We start from the raw sequence: 18776 nt of genomic DNA on the forward strand, positions 1-18776 counted from the left end.
GACGTGGCGCCGTCCAGACTATTGGTCCACCGGCCAAAAACGATAGACCGGATCGATCCGTCCGAACGCGCCATATTCGCATCCGTCTTGACGGGGCGGGGGAGGACTGGCGGGGCGAACGCTCCGCCAGTCCTCGACAAAGACGCGTTCGCTGATCTTCCATAAGCCGTCGCGCCGCTCGAAGCGATCGACATAACGTCCCGCCACCATCGATTCCTGTGGCGCCGTCGCATCCCGGCTCCGGTTGAAGGCGACCACATAGCATTCGCCCACGGCATGGTCGCCGTCGATCTCGAACCATTCATTGGCGACGGAGTGAAAGCACATTTCCAGGCCCGCCTGGACGATGGCGGGAACTTCCCTGGCGAAATTCTGCGCGGGACCATTGTAGACTCCGGCGATGATAACCGCGTCGCAGTGAAATATCGATGCGAGCATTTCGCTGTCGCCCCGGTCGATCGCGCGGCAATAGGTCACTACGAGCCTGTGCAGCGCATCCCGGGCGATGAGCGTTTCGACATCCTTGGGAGAGATGGTTTCGGACATGGTCTTTCCTTGCTCCGGTGATAGGGCGGCTCTCGCATGACCGAGAGCATGCAACAGGGCGGCCGGATCCTGCCCGCCGGTTCCGCCCCGCGGCGCGAACAGGGCGGCGCCGGCAATGGCAAGGTCGGGCGTGGGGATGTCCAGGCCTGTGAACCAGTCTTCGACATGGCGTCGCTGCTTCAGGCGCCAGCCGTCGGCGCCGCACTCATGCCGGTCGAGATAGCGTCCGCCGCGCAGCACGTCCTTCCCACCCGACATCGTATAGCTTTCCGAGAAAGCCAGCGGTCCACGGATCACAGTCCAGATATTGCTGATCCGGGTGAAGCCATCGGCAGGTCCAGCAAGGGGAGTGTCGCCCTGCCTGTCCTGCGTCCGCGCCCTGGCCAGAATGTCTTGTTTGATTGCATCGACGGCGACCAACTCGGCGAGCATATTCATATGATCAGGATCCTGATGCAAGGAAGGAAACCGGCGCCGGAGCCTGCTCGACAATCAGATCGAGGCGGGTGATCCGGACGCCCTCATCCTGCCGCCGCGCGGTGAAGGCGAAGCGGCCCCACGCCAGGACCAGATTGCCCGGATCGCCCAGCAATGACAGGAAATAACATTCTCCCGAAACGTCGTTACCGTCGCACTGTCGGATCGTGACATTGGTGGTGAAATGCTTCCTGTGGGTGGCCGGTTGCGCTGTCGCGGTCCGGAAAAAGTCCAGGACCGCATCGATGCCCTCGATGCTGTCGCCACCGGGAAGGCCAAGGACGACGTCCGCGCTGAAAATACGGGCGAGAAGCGCGAAATCGCCAGTGTCGAGGGCAAGGCAGTAATCATGGATGGCATTCCGCGCCTTTTCGGCTGTTTGCAGTTCGTCAAGGCGGCGCAGCAGTGCTTCGGTCACGATCGTTTCTCCTGTCAGCGGGCGGTATAGCCGCCATCGGCCACCAGTTCGGCCCCTGTGATGAAGCTCGCATCGGACGAGGCGAGAAACAGGACGGCTGCCGCGATCTCGTCCGAGCGGCCAAGTCGCCCCATGGGCGCGGCAAGCGCCAATTGCTCCTTCAACTGGGCTGCATCCGCGCCCTTGCCCTGCGCCACGGCCCGTTCCATGCCCTTTTCCATCAGCGAGGTGTCGATGAAGCCGGGATGTACGGAATTGACCCGGATGGGCCAGGTCTTTTCTGCGAATTGCAGCGCGACGCTCTTGGTGAACAGCCGCACGGCGCCCTTGCTGGCGTTGTAACAGGCGGTTTCGCCATTACCGACCAGGCCGAACATCGACGATATGTTTATGACGCTGGCGCCGCCTTCGATGCTGGCGCCACCCTGCCGCAACAGATCGGTAAAGGCCTTCACGCCAAGAAAGACGCCTTCGACATTGATACGCATCAGACGTCGCCATTCTTCCAGCGCGGTATCCTGGACCTCGGACACCAGGTCGATGCCTGCATTGTTGACGAGAATGTCGAGACGACCGAAATCCCGTTGGATAGCATCGCGGGTGCTTCGCCAATCCTCTTCCATCGCGACATCCAGCCGGTTATAAGCAATGCCCGAGGGCAGGGTCAGCGCCAGGTCGCTGTCGGCAGCGTCCAGGTCGGTCGCGAGCACATAGGCGCCTTCCGCTGCCAGCCGTTCACAAACCGCGCGTCCGATCCCTCGCAGGGCACCCGTCACCAGCGCGATGCGGCCCAGGAAACGTCCTTCGCAAATCATCCGCCTCTCCGTTCAATCGATCCGCATGATACTATTCATTGACTAATGATCCATAAATCATATTATTCATGGTGCGCAAGGGCAATAAGAGTCGGCGGGAGAGGCATGTGTTGAATCGGCAATGGCGTTTGCGAATGGCTCCCGCGCAGGGTCTGTCCCCCGAAAATTTCGTCATGTCGACGGAGGAGTTGTCAGACGAACGACCGGCGCCGGGGAAACTGCTGATTAGGAACAGGCTGTTCCTGTGCACCCCGGCGCAGCGCGGCTGGATGAATGCGAAGCGCTCTGCGCATAGTCCGGCCATCATGCCGGGTGACCCCATCATCGCCTTCGCTGGGGGCACGATCATGCGATCGGCGCATCCTGCCTTTCCCGCAGGTGCGGATGTGCGTTATTTCGGCCATTGGTCGGACTATCAGATCGTCGATCCGTCGGTGACCGAGGTTGAACTCATCGAACCGGGCCTTTCCCTGTTCGAGGGCGTAGCCGTCTATACCCTTAATATGATCACGGCTTATGCGGGCCTTGTTTTCGTTGGCCAACCGATGGCGGGCGAAACATTGGTCGTGTCCGGCGCGGCCGGATCGACGGGCTCCGCAGCGCTTCAGATCGGCCATATTCTTGGCCTGCGGACGATTGGTATTGCCGGTGGAGCGGACAAATGTGCCATGTTGCGCGACGAATATGGGGCCGATGCGGTGATCGATTACAAGACTGAGGATGTCGCGGTCCGCCTCGGCGAACTTTGCCCTGATGGCATCAATATTTTCTACGACAATGTCGGCGGCGCGATGTTGCAGGCGGCAGTCGACAATATCGCTCGGCACGGCCGCATCATCCTATGTGGACAGATTGCCGGTTACGACGCCGGAAATCCTGCACCCGGCCCTCGCGATATGATGCAACTCGTTTATGGCAGCGTGCGGATGCAGGGCTTCATATCGACGGACTACCGCGACCGCTACGAAGAAATCCGGGAACATTTGCGTCAATGGGTCGAGAAGGGCGAATTGCGACATAGAGAGGATGTGCGTCAGGGTTTCGAGCAGCTGCCGGAAATCTACGAATCGCTGTTTTCGGGCAGTAACAGGGGCACGTTGGTTGCCGTGACCGATCCCTCTCTTGCGCTTAACAACCAATTTTCAGAGAAGAAAGTCTTTGAATAAACAGGCCGATCACCAGCATCGCACTGCCCATTAAAAAGGCAAGGCTGAGCCAGGCGACGTGGATCATTTGCTGCGGTTGTACCGTCAGCGACGCGGCGAAAGGGCCGAAGGATACACCGAACAACTGTGCGCTGCCTGCAAAGAGCGCGCTACGGCGGCTGGGGTCGATCGCGAGCAGAAAGGGAATGTGGAAGGGCGGACAGAATATCCAGGCGAAGGCGAAGATGGCAGTGCCCAGATACCAGCCCATAAGGGTGCCGCTGATCGCCAGCAGAAGCCCTGCAATACTGGCAGCGGCGCTGGCGCAGAATGCCGTCGCAGCGCTGATTCTTCCTGCCGTGGCGCATGCCGCCAGACCCCCTGCGATCTGGACCGCCAGCGACAGACTCATCGCCTGGGCGATGTGATGCCTTGCGATTCCAGTTTCCTCGCCAACAGGGAGCAGATAGGCCCAGAAACCAATAATCGCTGCCATATAGAGGAAAATTGCCGCAAGACCGGGAAGACCGGACAGGGTGGGCCTTGGCCCTGCGTCGGATCCGGACCCATGTAGAGGCGGATAAGAGGGCGGGATGAAGGGAGGAATGGTGAGCAGTATTAGGCCAAAGGCCGCCACCATTCCGTAGCTTACCACGCTGCCGAAATATGGGGCAATGAAATTGGATATTGTCGCAGAGAGCAAAAAGGCGCTCGTCGATTGCGCCGTGACATAGATCGCGAAAAGGCGCGCGGGATCTTGGACACGCGCGAACATGCCAAGGATCAGCCAGAGCAGGATGCCGCAGGAAATGCCGCTCAGCGCTCTTAGCGTTATCAGCCCTTCCGCTCCGGCAAAGGCCGTGCTCATGTTGCAAAGAGCCATGACGAGAAGGGCGACGGTCAGGGGCCACCGCAAATGCTCTGCCGACAGGAAGCGGCTTGCAAGCGTGACGCTGATCGCCATGCCTAATCCTTCGGCGGTTGCCGCCCGGCCGAGTTCAACTGCGTCGATACGCCCTTCGGCAAGCAACGTGCCAAGCAGCACTGGTTGGAGGGCGGGCATGAGTCCGCCCCCGACGGCAATAGCGATGACGGCTGCCTTTTGGCTGGTACCGAAAGGCGTATCGGTTTGGATTTCAATCATTTCCGCCGTCCTTGGTGGACTGGCCTGGGTGCCGCGCCCGCCTGTATGACCAGCCCGGGGGTAAAACCCGCCGGGCTGGTTGCTTCGGTCAGAACCGCCAGCTTACCTGCAATTGCACGGTCCGCGGCATGCCGGCGAAACCGATCTGGTCGCCTGCGATCCCGCCCGGTGTCCCCGTGCCGCTGCCGGTGGACGGTCCATCGACGACGCCGGTCACGTAGAATTGATTGGTCAGATTCTTGCCCATCAGCGCGACTTCCCATCCCTGTGTTGACCGCAGACGCAGGGCGCCGTCGAGCGTTACATATGAATCGATGCGCGAAAGAGCCTGGCCAAAGCCGGAAGGCAGATAGCTGGAACTATAGCGCGCGTCGGCGCTGATACCGAAGGAAAGGTCGCCGCCCAGATCAGTATCATAGGATGCGCCCAATGTTCCGGTCCATTTGGGCGCCATGGAAAGCGAGGCGCCTGCCAGATCCTGCCGCGTGCCGACTTCGGCACCGGCGATCGGGCGATAATTGCCCGTAACGGCGTCAAGGGTCAGATTGCATCCCTGGTTCGGGGTTTGACCGGAATAGCAGGGCGCATTCGGGAAATCGGTATAGCGGGCACGGTTATAATTCCAGGCGCCATGGATATTCAGTCCTGGTAAAGCAGCGGGCGCCAACTCGAATTCCATTTCCACGCCCTTGGTTCGCGCGTCGGCTGACAAGGTGTTGAAGGCGAAAATCGGCGAATTGAAGAAATCGACCTGAAGACCGGAATATTTGTAGCTATAGGCGGTCAGATTAAACCTGAGCTGCCGGTCGAACAATTCCGATTTGAAGCCTGCTTCAAAGCCCCTGGCCTTTTCTTTCCCGAAGGTGATATCAGCCAGATTGTTGGATGACAGCGCGGAATTGAAGCTGCCATTGGAAAAACCGCCCGACTTGTATGCGGTCTTATATGCTCCATAGATCAATATGTCGTTGGTCGGTTTCCAGGTGATGGTTGCTTCCGGTGACCAGTCCTTGAAGACCTGGTTGGCGGTCAGCGTTCCGCCCGGCGCGGTGGAAGGTACGAAAATCCCGGTCAGGGCAGGGCTGACGTCGGGCTGAACGAAGAAGCTGTCCTTTTTCTCATGCGTGTAGCGAACGCCGCCGGCCAGTTCGATCGTAGGGACCACTTTCCATGTCACCTGGCCGAAGGCGGCCAGCGTTTCACCCTTGGTGGTGGAAATCTTGTCGATCGAGACATAGCGAAAAGCGGGGCTTGCCGCCGCATTTTCCAATCCAAGATCGCTGACCTGGTTCAGAAATCGCTTGGTACTCTGATACAGACCGCCGATCATGAGGTTGACCGGACCGTCAAAGCTGGTCAGAGCGCGCAATTCTTCGGAAAAGGCGCGCCAGGTCGAACGCTCAGTGGCCCAGATGGAACCGACATTGGCCTGAAGCTCGCCGGGGATCGTCCACTGGTTGCTGTTCCACTGATAATTTGTGACCGACGTCAGGGTCACATTGTCCAGTGCGTAGTTTAGCGTATTGTTGGCGCCCCAGGATTTGTAGGTGTTGTAGAGTTCGCCGCTATCCTTCGCATAGGGGAAGTTCGCTGCGATGGTCGTCGGCATCTTGTTTTGATGCGTGATATATCTGTCCTGGCACGCATTGGCGGGATTGAGCGTGCTGAATCCCGTCGCGCAACGATAGACGACATAGTTCCAAGAGCCATTGTTCACCCTATTATAATCGCCCATCACTTTGAGCGTATTGGTCAGCGCGTCGGTCGGTGTCCATTTGAGCGTCAATCGGCCCAGCAGCTCCCGTTCCTGGGGCTGGTCGGTGTCGGATGGAATGCTGGCGTGCGGCGTGACGATGCCCGTCGTTGGATCCAGCGTGTTGACGGTCATCGCCGTCGACTGATTCCTGATATATCCGCCGAACATTTTCGATCCGCGCACCGCCAGCCGGATTCCCAGCGTGTCGCCAAGTGGGGTCGATGCCACACCTTCCAGTTGAACCTGTTGCGATCGGAACTCATATCCGGCCCTGGCAAAGAATTCGGCCTTGTCTCCCGGATCGGCCGTCGTGATGGAAATCACGCCGGCGGTCGCGTTCTTGCCGAAGAACAGAGCCTGCGGCCCCTTGAGCACTTCGATCCGCTCAAGATCGAAAAAGCCCTCGTTGATGACGCGACCCTGGCCATAATAGGCTCCATCGACAACGGTCGCAACCGATTGCTCGATGCCAATCGAGGTCGAGGAAGACCCAATGCCGCGCATGGTAAGTTGTGCGCCCGATCCGTTGGATGCGCGGCCGACCGTCAAATTGGGTGTGCGCGCGGCGACTTTCTCGATGCTGGTGAGATCAGCGGAACGGATCATTTCCGCGGACATGGCCGTGACGGCCACAGGGACATCCTGCACACTTTCAGCGCGCTTTCTCGCTGTAACGATGATGTCTTCGAGGCCGCCTCGACTGTTGGCTGCGGTGGAATTATCCTGCGCCGCGACAGGGAGCGGTACCGCAGTGGCAAGACAGGTTCCGGTCAAAAGCGCTAATTTCGTGAAACGCCCCAGATAAGCATCAAGACGGTACATCTTCCCCTCCGCGTGAATTCCGATCGTTGTCGGATGGTTGTTACAGGTCATTCGACCGCGCCAGTGGATATAGCGATTCCTGTAAGGAATTCTACTGATTATTGAGTCATAAATCATTTTTAAAATATGAACCGTTCCATGGCACCGCGTTGGGCTTGCCGATCGTCGGTGCCATGGTTCCCGAAGCCCCGGCGCGCTCTGCCGTTCGACCTGCATCTGGCGGCTTCGTTTCACGCTCTCGAGCTGCTCCCGTGCCGATGAGGGCTATGTCTTCGTACTGCGTCGCCTTGGTTCGCCCTGGTCGCGTCCGTCGCCAGAATATTCGGCGCAACTCGCGGCATATATTAGGGGAGCGCAGGCCTCGTTTCGGGGTTGATCTCATACAGCAGGTTTGCGGTGGAGCGAGCGATGAGGTTCGATGGCCCGATCAGTTCGGGGATGTCCTTTCGTAGTGAAAGAAATCCATTATGACCGCACCTTTTCAAGGCGATCTCCAGCGCTTGACCATTGATGTCGCATCGGGGGCGAGCCCATGATGGCCCGATGCAGGTCATCTCGTGTCCGTTACATAAAGATCTATTGTGAAGCACCGCTATCGTCGCTCATGGCGACGGAAATGCGTCGGTTCATCGCGTGGCTTGCCGCTACAGCTCCAGATGGCAAGATTCCGCTACCCGCACCCACCCGGGCTGCCGTCACTCATCTCTATTGCGTCAGGATTCATCCGTTCGAGGATGGCAATGGCCGTATCGCGTGGGCGTTGGCGGAAAAGGCGCTGTTACAGGTTATCGGGCAACCCAGCCTCATCGCCCTCTCGCATATCATTCAACGGAAGTGTTCGGCCTGTTGCAAGGCGCTCGAAGCCGCAAAATAGGCGGAACGAAATCACCTGCTTTGCGGCAACGGTGATCGACGTCCAAGATCATAGCCTTTGGCTCATCGACTTCCGTCTGGCAAAGACGAAATTTCATGCCGAAGAAGCGATCCGCCCAAAGTTCTGGCTGCGCCAATTACTTCTAGCCGGAGCCTGGCGAAAATATATGACCAAGAGCCGCTTTGGTACGTTCTGGAGCGCCGGGTCGTGTTAGATCCTACGCCCGATCGCGCTTGGCGCGACCAGGCGTAAGATGGGCTTCATGCGTTCGATGCGCCAAGCCAGGCATTCATGCTGGCTACGCTGCAACCGGCGGTCTGGCCGCAATCGACGACAATCTGCTGTCCGCTTATCGCGCCGCAATCGTCCGATGCCAGGAAGTGCATCAGTGCCGCGACCTCTTCCGGCTGGACTATGCGGCCTAAAGCGGAGGCGGTGCTTGTCATCGCAATCTCCGCTTCGGCCGAGTCCTGATTGCGCAGCATCGGTGTGTCGACGCTTGTCGGGCTTATTTCATTCACCCGAATACCCTTGGGTCCAAGTTCCATCGCGGCGCACTTCAGCAATCCACTCGCTGCGAATTTGGCTGCGGTGTAGGCGCCATATCCTGGCAGGCCGATCACGGATGCGAGGGAAGTCGTGGTGATGATCGAGCTGCCTCGCGGCATGTGCCTGCTTGCGTGCTTAATGCCAAAAAAAGGGCCTTTGGCATTGATCTGGAAGTTCCTGTCGAATTCATCCTCACTGGCTTCCTCCAGATCTGCCGAGCAGCCCCAGTAACCGGCGTTGTTGATGAGGACATCGATACGTCCAAACAAATCGGCGGCCTGATCCATGCAGGCTTTGACCTCTCGCTCGATGCCAACATCGGTTCGAATCCATCTAGCGCCGATGGTTTTTGCGAAATCGGAAACGTCGCGCCGGCAGGCTATGACTATGTTGGAGCCCGCTTTGGCAAAACGGTCGGCCGCTGCCCTGCCGATGCCGCTCGATGCGCCTGTAATGACAGTGATTTTACCGTGAAGAGAAAACATTCCGCCCTCCTTGATGCCCGTATGATGATGATCCGAGCTTGCACAAAATAACCGATTAAAATCTGCTATTGCAAGTTTGATATGATTTAGGATAGCCTTGCAATGGAGGAATTGCAATAAAAAGCCTCAAACATACTCGACTTAAGTCGGTTAAAAAGAGAAGGGAGAAACGCAATGGGTGGTCATCGGGTGTGTTCGATCGGAATGGTGGTGACATTGGCAGTCGCCACTCCAGTTTGGGCGCAAGCTCAAGCGCCGCAGGATCAGGCGCCGGTTCAGGGCGAGATCTTCGTCACGGCGCAAAAGCGGGCCCAACGGCTGCAAGATGTCGGGATTTCGGTCTCCGCTCTGGGGCAAAGCGAATTGGCAGCGGTCGGGCGGCAGGATGTTACCGCGATCGCCACCTTGGTGCCGGGTGTGCAGGTCAATCAATTTTCGCCGACCGCGACGGTCTTCAACATTCGCGGTGTGTCGCAAAATGATTTCGCTGATTCGCAGGAGGCTCCGATCGCCTTCTATAATGACGAGGCCTATGTTGGATTGCTCGGCGCGATCAGCGGACAGAATTTCGATTTGGAGCGAGTTGAGGTTCTGCGTGGCCCCCAGGGAACCCTCTTTGGCCGGAATGCTACCGGCGGCCTCATTCAGGTCGTGACCGCAAAGCCCACATCGCATCTCGACGGTTTCCTGACGCTGACCGGCGGTAGCGATAGCCAGTTTGCAACAGAAGGAGCAATCAGCGGTCCGATAAGCGACACGGTGCGCGGGCGCATCGCCTTCACCACCGACCGTCGCAACGGTTATGTCAAGAATGCGCTTGGCCGCGACCTTGGCGGAACGCGTTTCTACGCTGGACGCGCGCAACTTGCCGCCGATGTTGGAGGCGGTACGCTGCTGGTGAAGGCGCAGATACTTCGCAACGATCATGACAGTGGGGCGGGTGCCTATACCGCCGCCGTTTCTGCGGTCAATGCAGATGGGCTGGGACGGTTCGTCGGTCCGAATGAGGATGTCTATGGCACTTGCGCGGGATGCAATTCTTTCGGCTACCGCCCTCCGGCCAGTCCTCGCCGCGTCGAGGAGGACCATCGGTCCGACTTCGACCGTACCTATTGGACCGGCAGTGCGCGATACGAGCATGACCTGGGCGCTGTCACCCTGACGTCGATCACTGATTATCAGTCGTTGCGCAAAGGCTATACTGAAGATAGCGATGTCTCTCCGGTCAATTTCTTCACCTATCTCGCAAGGCAGAAGGCGCACCAGGTCTCGCAGGAACTGAGGCTCTCTGGGACCGGTAGCCGGATCACATGGGTGGCCGGATTATATGGAATAGAGATCAAGTCGACGACCGCCTATCGGATCGAATTGCCCAGTTTCGGGGTGGAAACCAACTTCGGCGGCGTGTTGAAGACAAAATCCGTCGCGGCATTTGGTCAGCTCGAATATAAGGTCAATCCTTTCCTTAGCGTCATCGGCGGTTTCAGATATTCCTATGATGACAAGAAGTATGACTTTTTCCAGGTCGAGACCGGTTCCCTCCCGCTTCTGTTCAATAAGGCCAACTACCCGGATCTGGCGCATAGGAATTTCGACAATTATTCCGGCAAGGTCGAGATCGACATAAAGCCGACAGACGACGTTCTGCTCTATGCCAGCGTCAATCGGGGCACCAAGGCTGGCGGTTTCGGCACGCCTGCCTTCCAGCCGATCGATCCTTCTTCGATCCCATTCGATGAGGAAGTCCTGACCAATTTCGAAGGTGGCGCGAAACTGACGTTGCTCGACAGGAAGGCGCATCTGAATGCTGCGGCCTTCCATTATCGTTATCGCGGTTACCAGGCTTTCACGCTCGTCGGACTGACGCAGGCTATCGTCAACAATAATGCCCGGGTGAACGGCTTTGAGGTCGACGCGGACATACGCCCGGTACAGGGTCTCTATCTGCAAGCATTTCTGACCTATCTTGACGCCAAGGTGTTCGACATCACCTTGCCAAGCGGTCGCATCGCAGATCGCCGCATGCCGCAGGCCCCACGCCTGAGCTTCGGTGGAACGATGCGCTACGAAGCGGAGATAGGCTCTGGTACGCTGACGCTGCAAACGGATTGGAAGCGAAATGGCACCAGCTATTTCACGGCCTTCAATGCGCCGGTCGATCGAGAACCCGCTTATTGGGTCGGCAATGGGCGCGTGAGCTACCGGTTCAATGACAGTGGGTTCGAGATCGCGGCCTTCGTCAACAACATCACTGACAAGACATACCGCATCTACAATCTCGATGTCACCAATCCGGTCGGGATCACGCAGCAGACCTTTGCCCGGCCGCGCTGGGTTGGTGCCAGCCTCACCTATCGCATCCAATAATTCACGACCCGGTCGACTCCTGCTCTGGCGGAGCAGGAGCCTGGCTCAAGAGAGGATTTTGACATGTCTACCGAAGCTCTTACCGACGAAGCGCTGCGCGCGCGCGCCATGCGCGTCGTGCCCAACGGCGTCTACGGACATTTATCGAACGGGTTGATGCCGCATGGCACGCCTCAATTCTTCGTTAGGGGAAAGGGCGCGCGGCTGTGGGACGTCGCGGGGCGCGAATATCTTGATTTCGCCTGCGCCTATGGCCCGAACCTGCTCGGCTATAATGATCCCCGAATCGAGGAGGCGGCACAACGGCAACGCGCATTGGGCGACACGCTGACCGGGCCGGCGCCGGTCTTCGTCGAACTGGCCGAGAGGCTCGTCGCGCAGGTGAATCACGCCGATTGGGCGATGTTCGCAAAGAACGGAACCGACGCGACGACGATGGCGATGACGATCGCCCGGGCCCAGACCGGACACCGCAAGGTTCTGGTCGCGACTGGCGCCTATCATGGCGCTGCGCCCTGGTGCTCGCCCTTTCCCGCAGGCACCGTGCCCGAGGATCGCGCGCACCTTATCTACTACACCTACAATGATGCCGAGAGTCTTGAGACAGCGGTGAAGGCGGCAGGCGAGGATCTCGCCGCGATCTTCGCATCGCCGCACAAACATGACGTCTTCGCGGACCAGCAGCCGCTCGACCGCGAATATGCAGAACGATGCCGGGCGCTGTGCGACAAGACGGGCGCCATATTGATCGTCGATGACGTGCGCGCCGGTTTTCGCATCGCCCGGGATTGCAGTTGGGAGGTTGTCGGCGTGCGCCCCGATCTGAGCTGCTGGAGCAAGGCGATCGCGAATGGCTATCCGTTGGCGGCGCTGCTCGGCTCGGATCGCGTGCGAGAAGGTGCCGCCAAGGTCTATGTTACCGGTTCCTTCTGGTTCCAGGCGGTGCCCATGGCGGCGGCGCTGGCGACTTTGGAGGTGATCCAGACAACCTCCTATCTGGAAGATATGGTCAAGCTCGGCACTGCATTGCGCGCCGGTATCGATGCGCAAGCGCATGCGCACGGCTTCTCGATACGGCAAACGGGGCCGGTGCAGATGCCGATCCTGCTGTTCGATGACGATCCGGATATGCGTCTGGGCGCGGCCTTTGCCGGCGGCATGATCGCGCGCGGGATTTACTTCCACCCCTGGCATAACATGTTTCTTTGCGCGGCTATGACGGACGATGACATGGCCCAGGTCATTGATGCTGCTGGCGAGACGTTCGCTGCCATGGACAGCGAGCGCGCAAAAATCCAGCCACACCCGGGAATCGCCGGTTTCATGGCTGGCTTTGCGGCGGGATGAGCGCGCATTCTCGTCAAAGATCGGCCCCACTGAAGGGTGTTGAACGGCGAGCTGTGCAGGCGCGGGGGCTGGTACGACGCCAGCTCTTGCTGGACGCGGCAAGGCGTCTCTTGAGGCGAGTGGATCTTAGCGACGTTAACGTCGCAGATATAGCCGCTGAGGCGAGAATGGCGAAAAGCAGCGCCTATCATTTCTACGCGGATGCGCATGCGTTGTTCGCTGAACTCGCCGTCCAGATGGACGGCGAGTTGCTCGCTGCCATGGATCAGCCGGTCCCGCGCCAGGAATATTGGAAAGATATTTTCGACGTCATGTTCGAACGGGGCATTGATGCGCTTGAGGCAGACCTGGCTATGACGAAGCTGCTGCTCGGCCCGCAGACGTCCTTCGAAATCAAGCGCAGCGACAGAATGCACGACCATGTTCTGGCGCGGGCAATCATTGCAGAGATTCAGAAGCAATTTCTGCTTCCTGAGCTATCGGCATTGGACACCCTATTCTATCGCGCCATCGAAATTCTCGACTTGCTGCTGAGCCTTTCTGTCCAGGAAGAAGGAGCCATCACCGTCGAGGCGCGTTGGGAAGCTCATCGTGCAGCTCACGCCTATCTGGCAATGTATATCCCGCAGATATTGCAAAGAGTCAGTGCGTTACAACTTGACCAAACTGACGAGGTGCCTACGAAACTATAACATAGGGTCTGGCCGATAGGGTTTCTGCCGCCTCGTCCCGCCGGTTGCCTGGCGGTCATGCGGCTTGATCGGCATTTTCAGTAATTTTTCATCGTTTGTCGAACAAGCATGTGCTTTGTACATCCTTGTTCGACAAACCTGAAATCATCAGGAAATAGAGCGGTTTGCGGTCTGATGATATCAGGGCATCCGCTCTATTTATTTTATTTTCCCGATCTCTTGGAAATCACTCTAGAGCAGAATCTGACCCGATTGCATCGGATCGGCTTCTCTAGAGCGCGCTGCGCTAAATCAGACGCAGGGCGCGCGCTCTAATTCCTTGTTGTCGCATCGTTTTAAGCGGAAAATCGGTTCCCACTTTTCCGCACGATGCTCTAGGCCTTTGTTTTGGCGCGTTTTCCGATTCAGCAGATGATTCTATCTGCTTAGAAAACGCTCTAGGCGGTCGCTGCAAGTTTACGCGAAGTGATGGTTTGCAGATTGGTATACTCCGCCAAGCCGTGCAGAGAATTCTCGACGCCAAGCCCTGACTGCTTGTGTCCGCCAAAAGCAATGTGGGGCGCGAAGACATGGATTTCATTGATCCATACCGTGCCCGCCTGGATGCGCTCGGCAATTCGCTTCGCTTGCTCCACGTCCGCTGACCATATGGAAGCGGCGAGGCCATATTCGGTGTCGTTCGCCCGTGCGATCACATCGTCGATATCCTTGAACCGCAGCAGCGGCAACACTGGGCCAAATGGTTCCTCGCGCACGATCCGGCTGTCATCGGGCGGATTGTCGACGATCGTGACCGGAATGAAGAAGCCGGGTCCGTCCATGGCCTCGCCGCCGACGGGAATGTCTACGCCCAGTCGGCGTGTATCAGCCAGAAGATCCTTGAGCTTTTCGAACTGCATGCGATTCTGGATCGGACCAAGCTGCGTACCCTGTTGAGAGCCGTCACCCACCTTCACCGTCCTGGCATAGGCGACCAGTTCGTCGCGGACCAGGTCATAAACGTCATCGTGGATATAGAGACGCTTGGCGGCGGCGCAGAATTGGGAGCTGTTCTGAAATGCCGCCCAGAAGAGCTGCGGGGCGATGGTCTTTGGATCGACGTCGGGCAAGACGATCGCGGGATCGTTGCCGCCAAGTTCCAGCGTGATGCGTTTCACGTTTGCAGCCGCGCTCTCCATGACTTTGCGCCCGGTCGCGGTAGAGCCGGTGAAGCTGATCTTGTCGATCAGGTCGTGCGAGGTCATCCATGCGCCGAGATCGTTGCCACCCGTTATGATGTTCAGCACGCCGGCGGGGACGACATCCTTCAGCAGCTCGCCAAGCTTCAAGGTGCAGAGCGGCGTATAGGGTGATGGCTTCAGGACGATCGTGTTGCCGGCGACCAATGCGGGCGCGATCTTCCATATCGCGAGCAGTACCGGGAAATTCCACGGCGTGATTGCGCCGACCACGCCAAGCGGAACGCGGCGCATTTCGACGCGCCGTCCATCGCCTTCCTCGATCGTCTCTGTGTCGAGCGCCTGTTCTGCCAGTGCGTGACACCAGGCTGACGATCCGCCGATCTCCCATTGGGCGCCCGCACGCGGCTTTCCCTGCTCGCGCGTCAGAAGGTGCATCAGTTCTTCGGCATGCGCATCCAGGACGGCGCCGATTGCCGCAACGATCCGCTGGCGCTCCGCAAGGGGCGTATCGCGCCATGCGGGAAAAGCCCGGCGGGCGGCTGCCACCGCTTCTTCCAGCTGGTCGCGTCCGGCCTCAGGCGCGTTTGCGATTACCTCTTCGGTTGCAGGATTATAGACTTCGAACGTCTTTGGGGTTGTCACGAGCCGTCCGTCTATGAGCATCCGATAGTCCGAATCGAAATTTTGCATTGCATCCTCCTCGTTGGCTGACATGTCCTCACCGGGCTTCGCTTGTGAAGCGCCCGGTCGATCCGTTCATGTTCGGGGAAGGCGCCGACCTCCCATATCGCTCAAGCGACATGCGCGGCGACGATTCCCGACCAGTGTCCGTTTATTAAACGATATTTATCGTCATATTGTGCTGGTGGCAACCAATCTTATCGGCGGGTTAATCGCCAGAAGCAACGATAAATTTCAATATTTGGGCGAGTGAGCGCAAATTTCGATTGACGTGGTATCGGATTTTAATCGATATGTATCGATCATAAATCGAGAGGAAAGAAGAATGCAGCTCGATCGTGCGACAATGCTCGAAGCCTATCGTCGAATGGTCAAAATCCGCGCGTTTGAGGAGCGGGTCGGTGCCGATTCGATGTCCGGGCTGATTCCGGGCTTCGTGCATCTCTATGCCGGGGAGGAGGCCGCCGCAGTGGGTGTGTGCCTCAATCTGACCGATGACGACTGGATCGGATCAACCCATCGTGGTCATGGACATTGTATCGCGAAGGGTTGTGGCGTCGAGGAGATGATGCTTGAGATCCACGGTAAGCAAGGTGGCCTGTGTGGCGGCAAGGGCGGCTCAATGCACATTGCCGATCTGGACAAGGGCATGCTTGGCGCCAACGGCATCGTCGGCGGATCGCCGCCGCTGGCCGTCGGCGCCGCGCTATCCGCCAAGGTTCGCCGTACCGGAGCGGTCGCGGTGGCCTTTTTCGGTGACGGCGCGTCCAATCAGGGCACCACGGCCGAGGCATTGAACATGGCGGTGGTGCTTCAGGTGCCCGTCTTGTTCGTGCTGGAAAACAACGGATATGGCGAGTTCACCGCGGCAAGTTACCACAGCGCAGGCGTGGACCTGGCGCAACGGGCGGCCGGTTTCGGACTGACGGCGGTGAAAGTTGACGGGAATGACTTCTTCGCGGTCCATGATGCCGCTCGCACGTTGATCGAACGGGCGCGGCAGGAAAGCCTTCCCGCCTTTCTGGAAATCGATGTCAAGCGTTGGCATGGCCACTTCACCGGCGATCAACAGCCATACCGTTCCGCAGAGGAACTGGCGGCGGTGCGGTTGTTCGATCCAATCTCCAGCTTTCGCAGCAGGGTGGTCGATGCAGGCCTTTTGGATGCCGACGCGCTGACGGCGATCGATCGCGAAATCGATGAGTTGATCGAGCGTTCGGCCGAAATCGCGATGGCGGCCCCGCTGCCGCCCGTGGCGGCCGTGACTCAAGACGTTTACGTTTCTTACTAGGACGAGAGCGATGCCAAAAAAATCAATGCGAACGGCGATCAATGAAGCGATCCGCCTCGAAATGCGACGCGATCCCAATGTGATCCTGCTGGGTGAGGATGTGGCCGGCGGTAAAGGCGGTACCGGCCAACTCGACGAGAATTTCGGCGGCGTCCTCGGCGTGACCAGGGGACTCTATTCCGAATTTGGCGGTCAACGGGTGATCGATACGCCGATCACCGAAAGCGCCATCATGGGGGCCGCGGCTGGCGCGGCGATCACTGGGCTCCGGCCGATTGCCGAATTGATGTTCGTCGACTTCCTCGGTGTATGCTTCGACCAGATATTCAACCAGGCGGCCAAGTTCCGCTATATGTTCGGCGGCAAGGCCAGGACGCCGCTCGTCATTCGCGCGATGACCGGCGCCGGCCTGCGCGCCGGCGCGCAGCACTCGCAGTCGTTGCACGCGATCTTCACGCATATTCCGGGGTTGAAGGTCGTCGTGCCATCCGGACCCTATGATGCCAAGGGATTGCTGATCCAGGCGATCCGCGATGACGATCCCGTGATATTCCTGGAACATAAGGCGATGTACGACATAGAGGAGGAGGTGCCGGACGGCGCCTATGCCATTCCCTTTGGCGAGGCCAATGTCATCCGGGAAGGCCGGGACGTCACCATCGTCGCGCTCGCCAAGCAGGTCCACACCGCGATCGAAGCGGCCGGACGACTGGCCCAGCAAGGCATTGAGGCGACCATCATCGATCCGCGCACGACCTCTCCGCTCGATGCGGACACCATCCTCGAAAGCGTCGAGGAGACCGGACGCCTGGTGGTGGTGGACGAAGCCAATCCCCGTTGCAGCTTTGCGACCGATGTCGCGGCGCTTGTCGCGGATCGCGGCTTTCAGCATCTTCGCGCCCCCATCAAGCTGGTCACGGCGCCGCACGCCCCCGTGCCGTTCGCCGCGCCGCTGGAAGACGCCTATATTCCCGATGCCGACGACATCTGCGTCGCGGTCCAGTCCATCGTAAACGCCAAGGTGCCAGCATGACGGACATCACCGCGATCACCATGCCCCGCTGGGGGCTGACGATGGAAGAAGGCACGCTGACCGAATGGCTCGTTCCGCTGGGGGGCGAGGTTGCAGCCGGCGTCGACATTGTCGAGATCGAGTCGACCAAGCTCGCGGGCACGGTGGAAGCGCCGTCCGCGGGCGTGCTGCGGCGCCAGACCATTCTGCCTGGCCGGACCATTCCTGTCGGCACTCTGCTGGGCGTCATTGCCGATGCGGGCGTGAGCGAGGAGGAGATCGACGCCTTCGCCGCCGATTTCAAACCGCCGGAGGATGATGGCGAGGCGGCGGAGAGTTTGCGGCCCCAGTCGGTCGAGGTCGATGGTCAGCTTCTGAGCTATCTTCGCCATGGGGAAGGCGCGCCGCTGCTCTTCGTCCATGGGTTTGGCGGCGACGCCATGGGCTGGGTGTTCGTCCAGAATGAACTGGCGCAGCATGCCGATACCATTGCCGTCGACCTGCCGGGACATGGCGCGTCGGACAAGAGCATCCGCAAGGCCGATCTGGGCGGACAGGCGGCCATCGTCGCCGGTTTCATCCGCGCGCTGGGACTCGGCAAGGTTCATCTCGTCGGGCATTCCATGGGCGGCGGCGTCTGTTTGGCGCTGGCGACCGCGGAGCCGGATCTTGTCGCCTCGCTCACGCTCCTGGCCCCCATGGGGCTTGGCCGGGACATCAACGCCCAATATCTTGAGGCTTTCGTCGCCGCCCAGAAGAAGCGGGATGTGGAGGCGGCGCTGCGCATGCTGTTTGCCGATGAATCCCTCGTCACGCGCAGTCTGGTGGATGACGTGCTCAAATATAAGCGGCTCGATGGCGTCGACATGGCATTGGCGGCCATTCAGGAGGCTATTCTCCAGGATGGGCGTCAGGCCGAGGTTTTCGATGTGGAACGCCTCGACTGTCCGCTCACGCTGATCGCTGGCGAGGCTGACCGGATCATTCCGCCCGAGCAGGTCGCCGCGCAGGGCGGCAGGCTGCTGGACGGCGTCGGCCATATGCCGCAGGCGGAAGCGGCGGCCATTGTTGCCGACGCGATCCGGTCCATATTGGCGGCAGGCTGACGAAACTATATAGGGAGCGAGGCCGATTTATCGGCCTCGCTCCGTCCACGTTCCAATTGGGGGTAGGG

General features: G+C 59.2%; 15 protein-coding genes. 8 read left to right on the forward strand and 7 right to left on the reverse strand.

Annotated features, from left to right (window positions below; all coding sequences use genetic code 11):
- Positions 1–18: 18 nt before the first annotated feature.
- From HHL26_RS16525 to HHL26_RS16535, 3 genes are read right to left on the reverse strand one after another with little or no spacing between them, the layout of a single operon-like run.
- A complete protein-coding gene (locus tag HHL26_RS16525) occupies positions 19–984 on the reverse strand; it encodes a nuclear transport factor 2 family protein (RefSeq protein WP_169576209.1) in 966 nt (321 codons plus the stop codon).
- Positions 985–988: 4 nt separating this feature from the next.
- Positions 989–1441 carry a nuclear transport factor 2 family protein gene (locus tag HHL26_RS16530; RefSeq protein WP_169576210.1) on the reverse strand — a complete coding sequence of 151 codons (453 nt, stop codon included), beginning with the start codon at positions 1439–1441 and terminating at the stop codon, positions 989–991.
- Between the two features lie 14 nt (positions 1442–1455).
- Positions 1456–2256 carry an SDR family oxidoreductase gene (locus HHL26_RS16535; protein ID WP_169576211.1) on the reverse strand — a complete coding sequence of 267 codons (801 nt, stop codon included), beginning with the start codon at positions 2254–2256 and terminating at the stop codon, positions 1456–1458.
- Positions 2257–2324: 68 nt separating this feature from the next.
- On the opposite strand from HHL26_RS16535, the gene HHL26_RS16540 reads away from it, so the two are divergent.
- Positions 2325–3422 carry an NADP-dependent oxidoreductase gene (locus tag HHL26_RS16540; RefSeq protein WP_277349401.1) on the forward strand — a complete coding sequence of 366 codons (1098 nt, stop codon included), beginning with the start codon at positions 2325–2327 and terminating at the stop codon, positions 3420–3422.
- On the opposite strand, the gene HHL26_RS16545 is transcribed toward HHL26_RS16540, so the two are convergent.
- Both HHL26_RS16545 and HHL26_RS16550 read right to left on the reverse strand, forming a co-directional pair.
- Entirely contained in the window at positions 3385–4545 is a 1161-nt protein-coding gene (locus HHL26_RS16545) for a hypothetical protein (protein ID WP_087576077.1), read from the reverse strand. The genes HHL26_RS16540 and HHL26_RS16545 overlap by 38 nt on opposite strands.
- Before the next feature lie 88 nt (positions 4546–4633).
- Positions 4634–7123, reverse strand: coding sequence for a TonB-dependent receptor (locus HHL26_RS16550; protein ID WP_169576213.1), 2490 nt, complete (start codon positions 7121–7123; stop codon positions 4634–4636).
- A gap of 616 nt (positions 7124–7739) precedes the next feature.
- Here HHL26_RS16550 and HHL26_RS24280 point away from each other — a divergent pair.
- Entirely contained in the window at positions 7740–7997 is a 258-nt protein-coding gene (locus HHL26_RS24280; protein WP_240962471.1) for a Fic family protein, read from the forward strand.
- A gap of 260 nt (positions 7998–8257) precedes the next feature.
- On the opposite strand, the gene HHL26_RS16560 is transcribed toward HHL26_RS24280, so the two are convergent.
- Positions 8258–9031, reverse strand: coding sequence for an SDR family oxidoreductase (locus tag HHL26_RS16560; protein WP_169576214.1), 774 nt, complete (start codon positions 9029–9031; stop codon positions 8258–8260).
- A 174-nt stretch (positions 9032–9205) separates the two neighbouring features.
- On the opposite strand from HHL26_RS16560, the gene HHL26_RS16565 reads away from it, so the two are divergent.
- The 3 genes from HHL26_RS16565 to HHL26_RS16575 all read left to right on the forward strand — a co-directional run bounded on the left by HHL26_RS16565 (position 9206) and on the right by HHL26_RS16575 (position 13437).
- On the forward strand, positions 9206–11398 hold the full coding sequence (locus HHL26_RS16565) for a TonB-dependent receptor (protein ID WP_169576215.1): 2193 nt from the start codon (positions 9206–9208) through the stop codon (positions 11396–11398).
- Between the two features lie 63 nt (positions 11399–11461).
- A complete protein-coding gene (locus tag HHL26_RS16570) occupies positions 11462–12745 on the forward strand; it encodes an aminotransferase class III-fold pyridoxal phosphate-dependent enzyme (protein WP_087574224.1) in 1284 nt (427 codons plus the stop codon).
- The gene (locus HHL26_RS16575) at positions 12742–13437 is read left to right on the forward strand and encodes a TetR family transcriptional regulator (RefSeq protein ID WP_277349402.1); all 696 of its coding nucleotides are present in this window, start codon (positions 12742–12744) and stop codon (positions 13435–13437) included. Before HHL26_RS16570 ends, HHL26_RS16575 begins: the two co-directional genes overlap by 4 nt.
- A gap of 437 nt (positions 13438–13874) precedes the next feature.
- Here the strand turns inward: HHL26_RS16575 and HHL26_RS16580 are convergent, their stop codons facing one another.
- On the reverse strand, positions 13875–15308 hold the full coding sequence (locus tag HHL26_RS16580; RefSeq protein WP_169576217.1) for an aldehyde dehydrogenase family protein: 1434 nt from the start codon (positions 15306–15308) through the stop codon (positions 13875–13877).
- Between the two features lie 337 nt (positions 15309–15645).
- Between HHL26_RS16580 and HHL26_RS16585 the strand changes: the two genes are divergently transcribed.
- The 3 genes from HHL26_RS16585 to HHL26_RS16595 are packed head-to-tail and all read left to right on the forward strand — an operon-like array spanning position 15646 to position 18708.
- Entirely contained in the window at positions 15646–16590 is a 945-nt protein-coding gene (locus tag HHL26_RS16585) for a thiamine pyrophosphate-dependent dehydrogenase E1 component subunit alpha (RefSeq protein WP_277349403.1), read from the forward strand.
- 10 nt (positions 16591–16600) lie between these two features.
- On the forward strand, positions 16601–17623 hold the full coding sequence (locus HHL26_RS16590) for an alpha-ketoacid dehydrogenase subunit beta (RefSeq protein ID WP_169576219.1): 1023 nt from the start codon (positions 16601–16603) through the stop codon (positions 17621–17623).
- Positions 17620–18708, forward strand: coding sequence for an acetoin dehydrogenase dihydrolipoyllysine-residue acetyltransferase subunit (locus HHL26_RS16595; RefSeq protein ID WP_169576220.1), 1089 nt, complete (start codon positions 17620–17622; stop codon positions 18706–18708). Before HHL26_RS16590 ends, HHL26_RS16595 begins: the two co-directional genes overlap by 4 nt.
- Positions 18709–18776: the final 68 nt, after the last annotated feature.

It is taken from the genome of Sphingobium sp. TB-6 (genome assembly GCF_012927365.1).
Classification (GTDB): domain Bacteria; phylum Pseudomonadota; class Alphaproteobacteria; order Sphingomonadales; family Sphingomonadaceae; genus Sphingobium.

Coding starts and splice junctions, on each gene's coding strand:
- HHL26_RS24280 (WP_240962471.1), top strand. CDS start 7,740: ATGCGTCGGTTCATCGCGTGGCTTGCCGCTACAGCTCCAGATGGCAAG.
- HHL26_RS16575 (WP_277349402.1), top strand. CDS start 12,742: ATGAGCGCGCATTCTCGTCAAAGATCGGCCCCACTGAAGGGTGTTGAA.
- HHL26_RS16585 (WP_277349403.1), top strand. CDS start 15,646: ATGCTCGAAGCCTATCGTCGAATGGTCAAAATCCGCGCGTTTGAGGAG.
- HHL26_RS16535 (WP_169576211.1), bottom strand. CDS start 2,256: ATGATTTGCGAAGGACGTTTCCTGGGCCGCATCGCGCTGGTGACGGGT.
- HHL26_RS16540 (WP_277349401.1), top strand. CDS start 2,325: ATGGTGCGCAAGGGCAATAAGAGTCGGCGGGAGAGGCATGTGTTGAAT.
- HHL26_RS16590 (WP_169576219.1), top strand. CDS start 16,601: ATGCCAAAAAAATCAATGCGAACGGCGATCAATGAAGCGATCCGCCTC.
- HHL26_RS16565 (WP_169576215.1), top strand. CDS start 9,206: ATGGGTGGTCATCGGGTGTGTTCGATCGGAATGGTGGTGACATTGGCA.
- HHL26_RS16545 (WP_087576077.1), bottom strand. CDS start 4,545: ATGATTGAAATCCAAACCGATACGCCTTTCGGTACCAGCCAAAAGGCA.
- HHL26_RS16570 (WP_087574224.1), top strand. CDS start 11,462: ATGTCTACCGAAGCTCTTACCGACGAAGCGCTGCGCGCGCGCGCCATG.
- HHL26_RS16525 (WP_169576209.1), bottom strand. CDS start 984: ATGAATATGCTCGCCGAGTTGGTCGCCGTCGATGCAATCAAACAAGAC.
- HHL26_RS16595 (WP_169576220.1), top strand. CDS start 17,620: ATGACGGACATCACCGCGATCACCATGCCCCGCTGGGGGCTGACGATG.
- HHL26_RS16580 (WP_169576217.1), bottom strand. CDS start 15,308: ATGCAAAATTTCGATTCGGACTATCGGATGCTCATAGACGGACGGCTC.
- HHL26_RS16550 (WP_169576213.1), bottom strand. CDS start 7,123: ATGTACCGTCTTGATGCTTATCTGGGGCGTTTCACGAAATTAGCGCTT.
- HHL26_RS16560 (WP_169576214.1), bottom strand. CDS start 9,031: ATGTTTTCTCTTCACGGTAAAATCACTGTCATTACAGGCGCATCGAGC.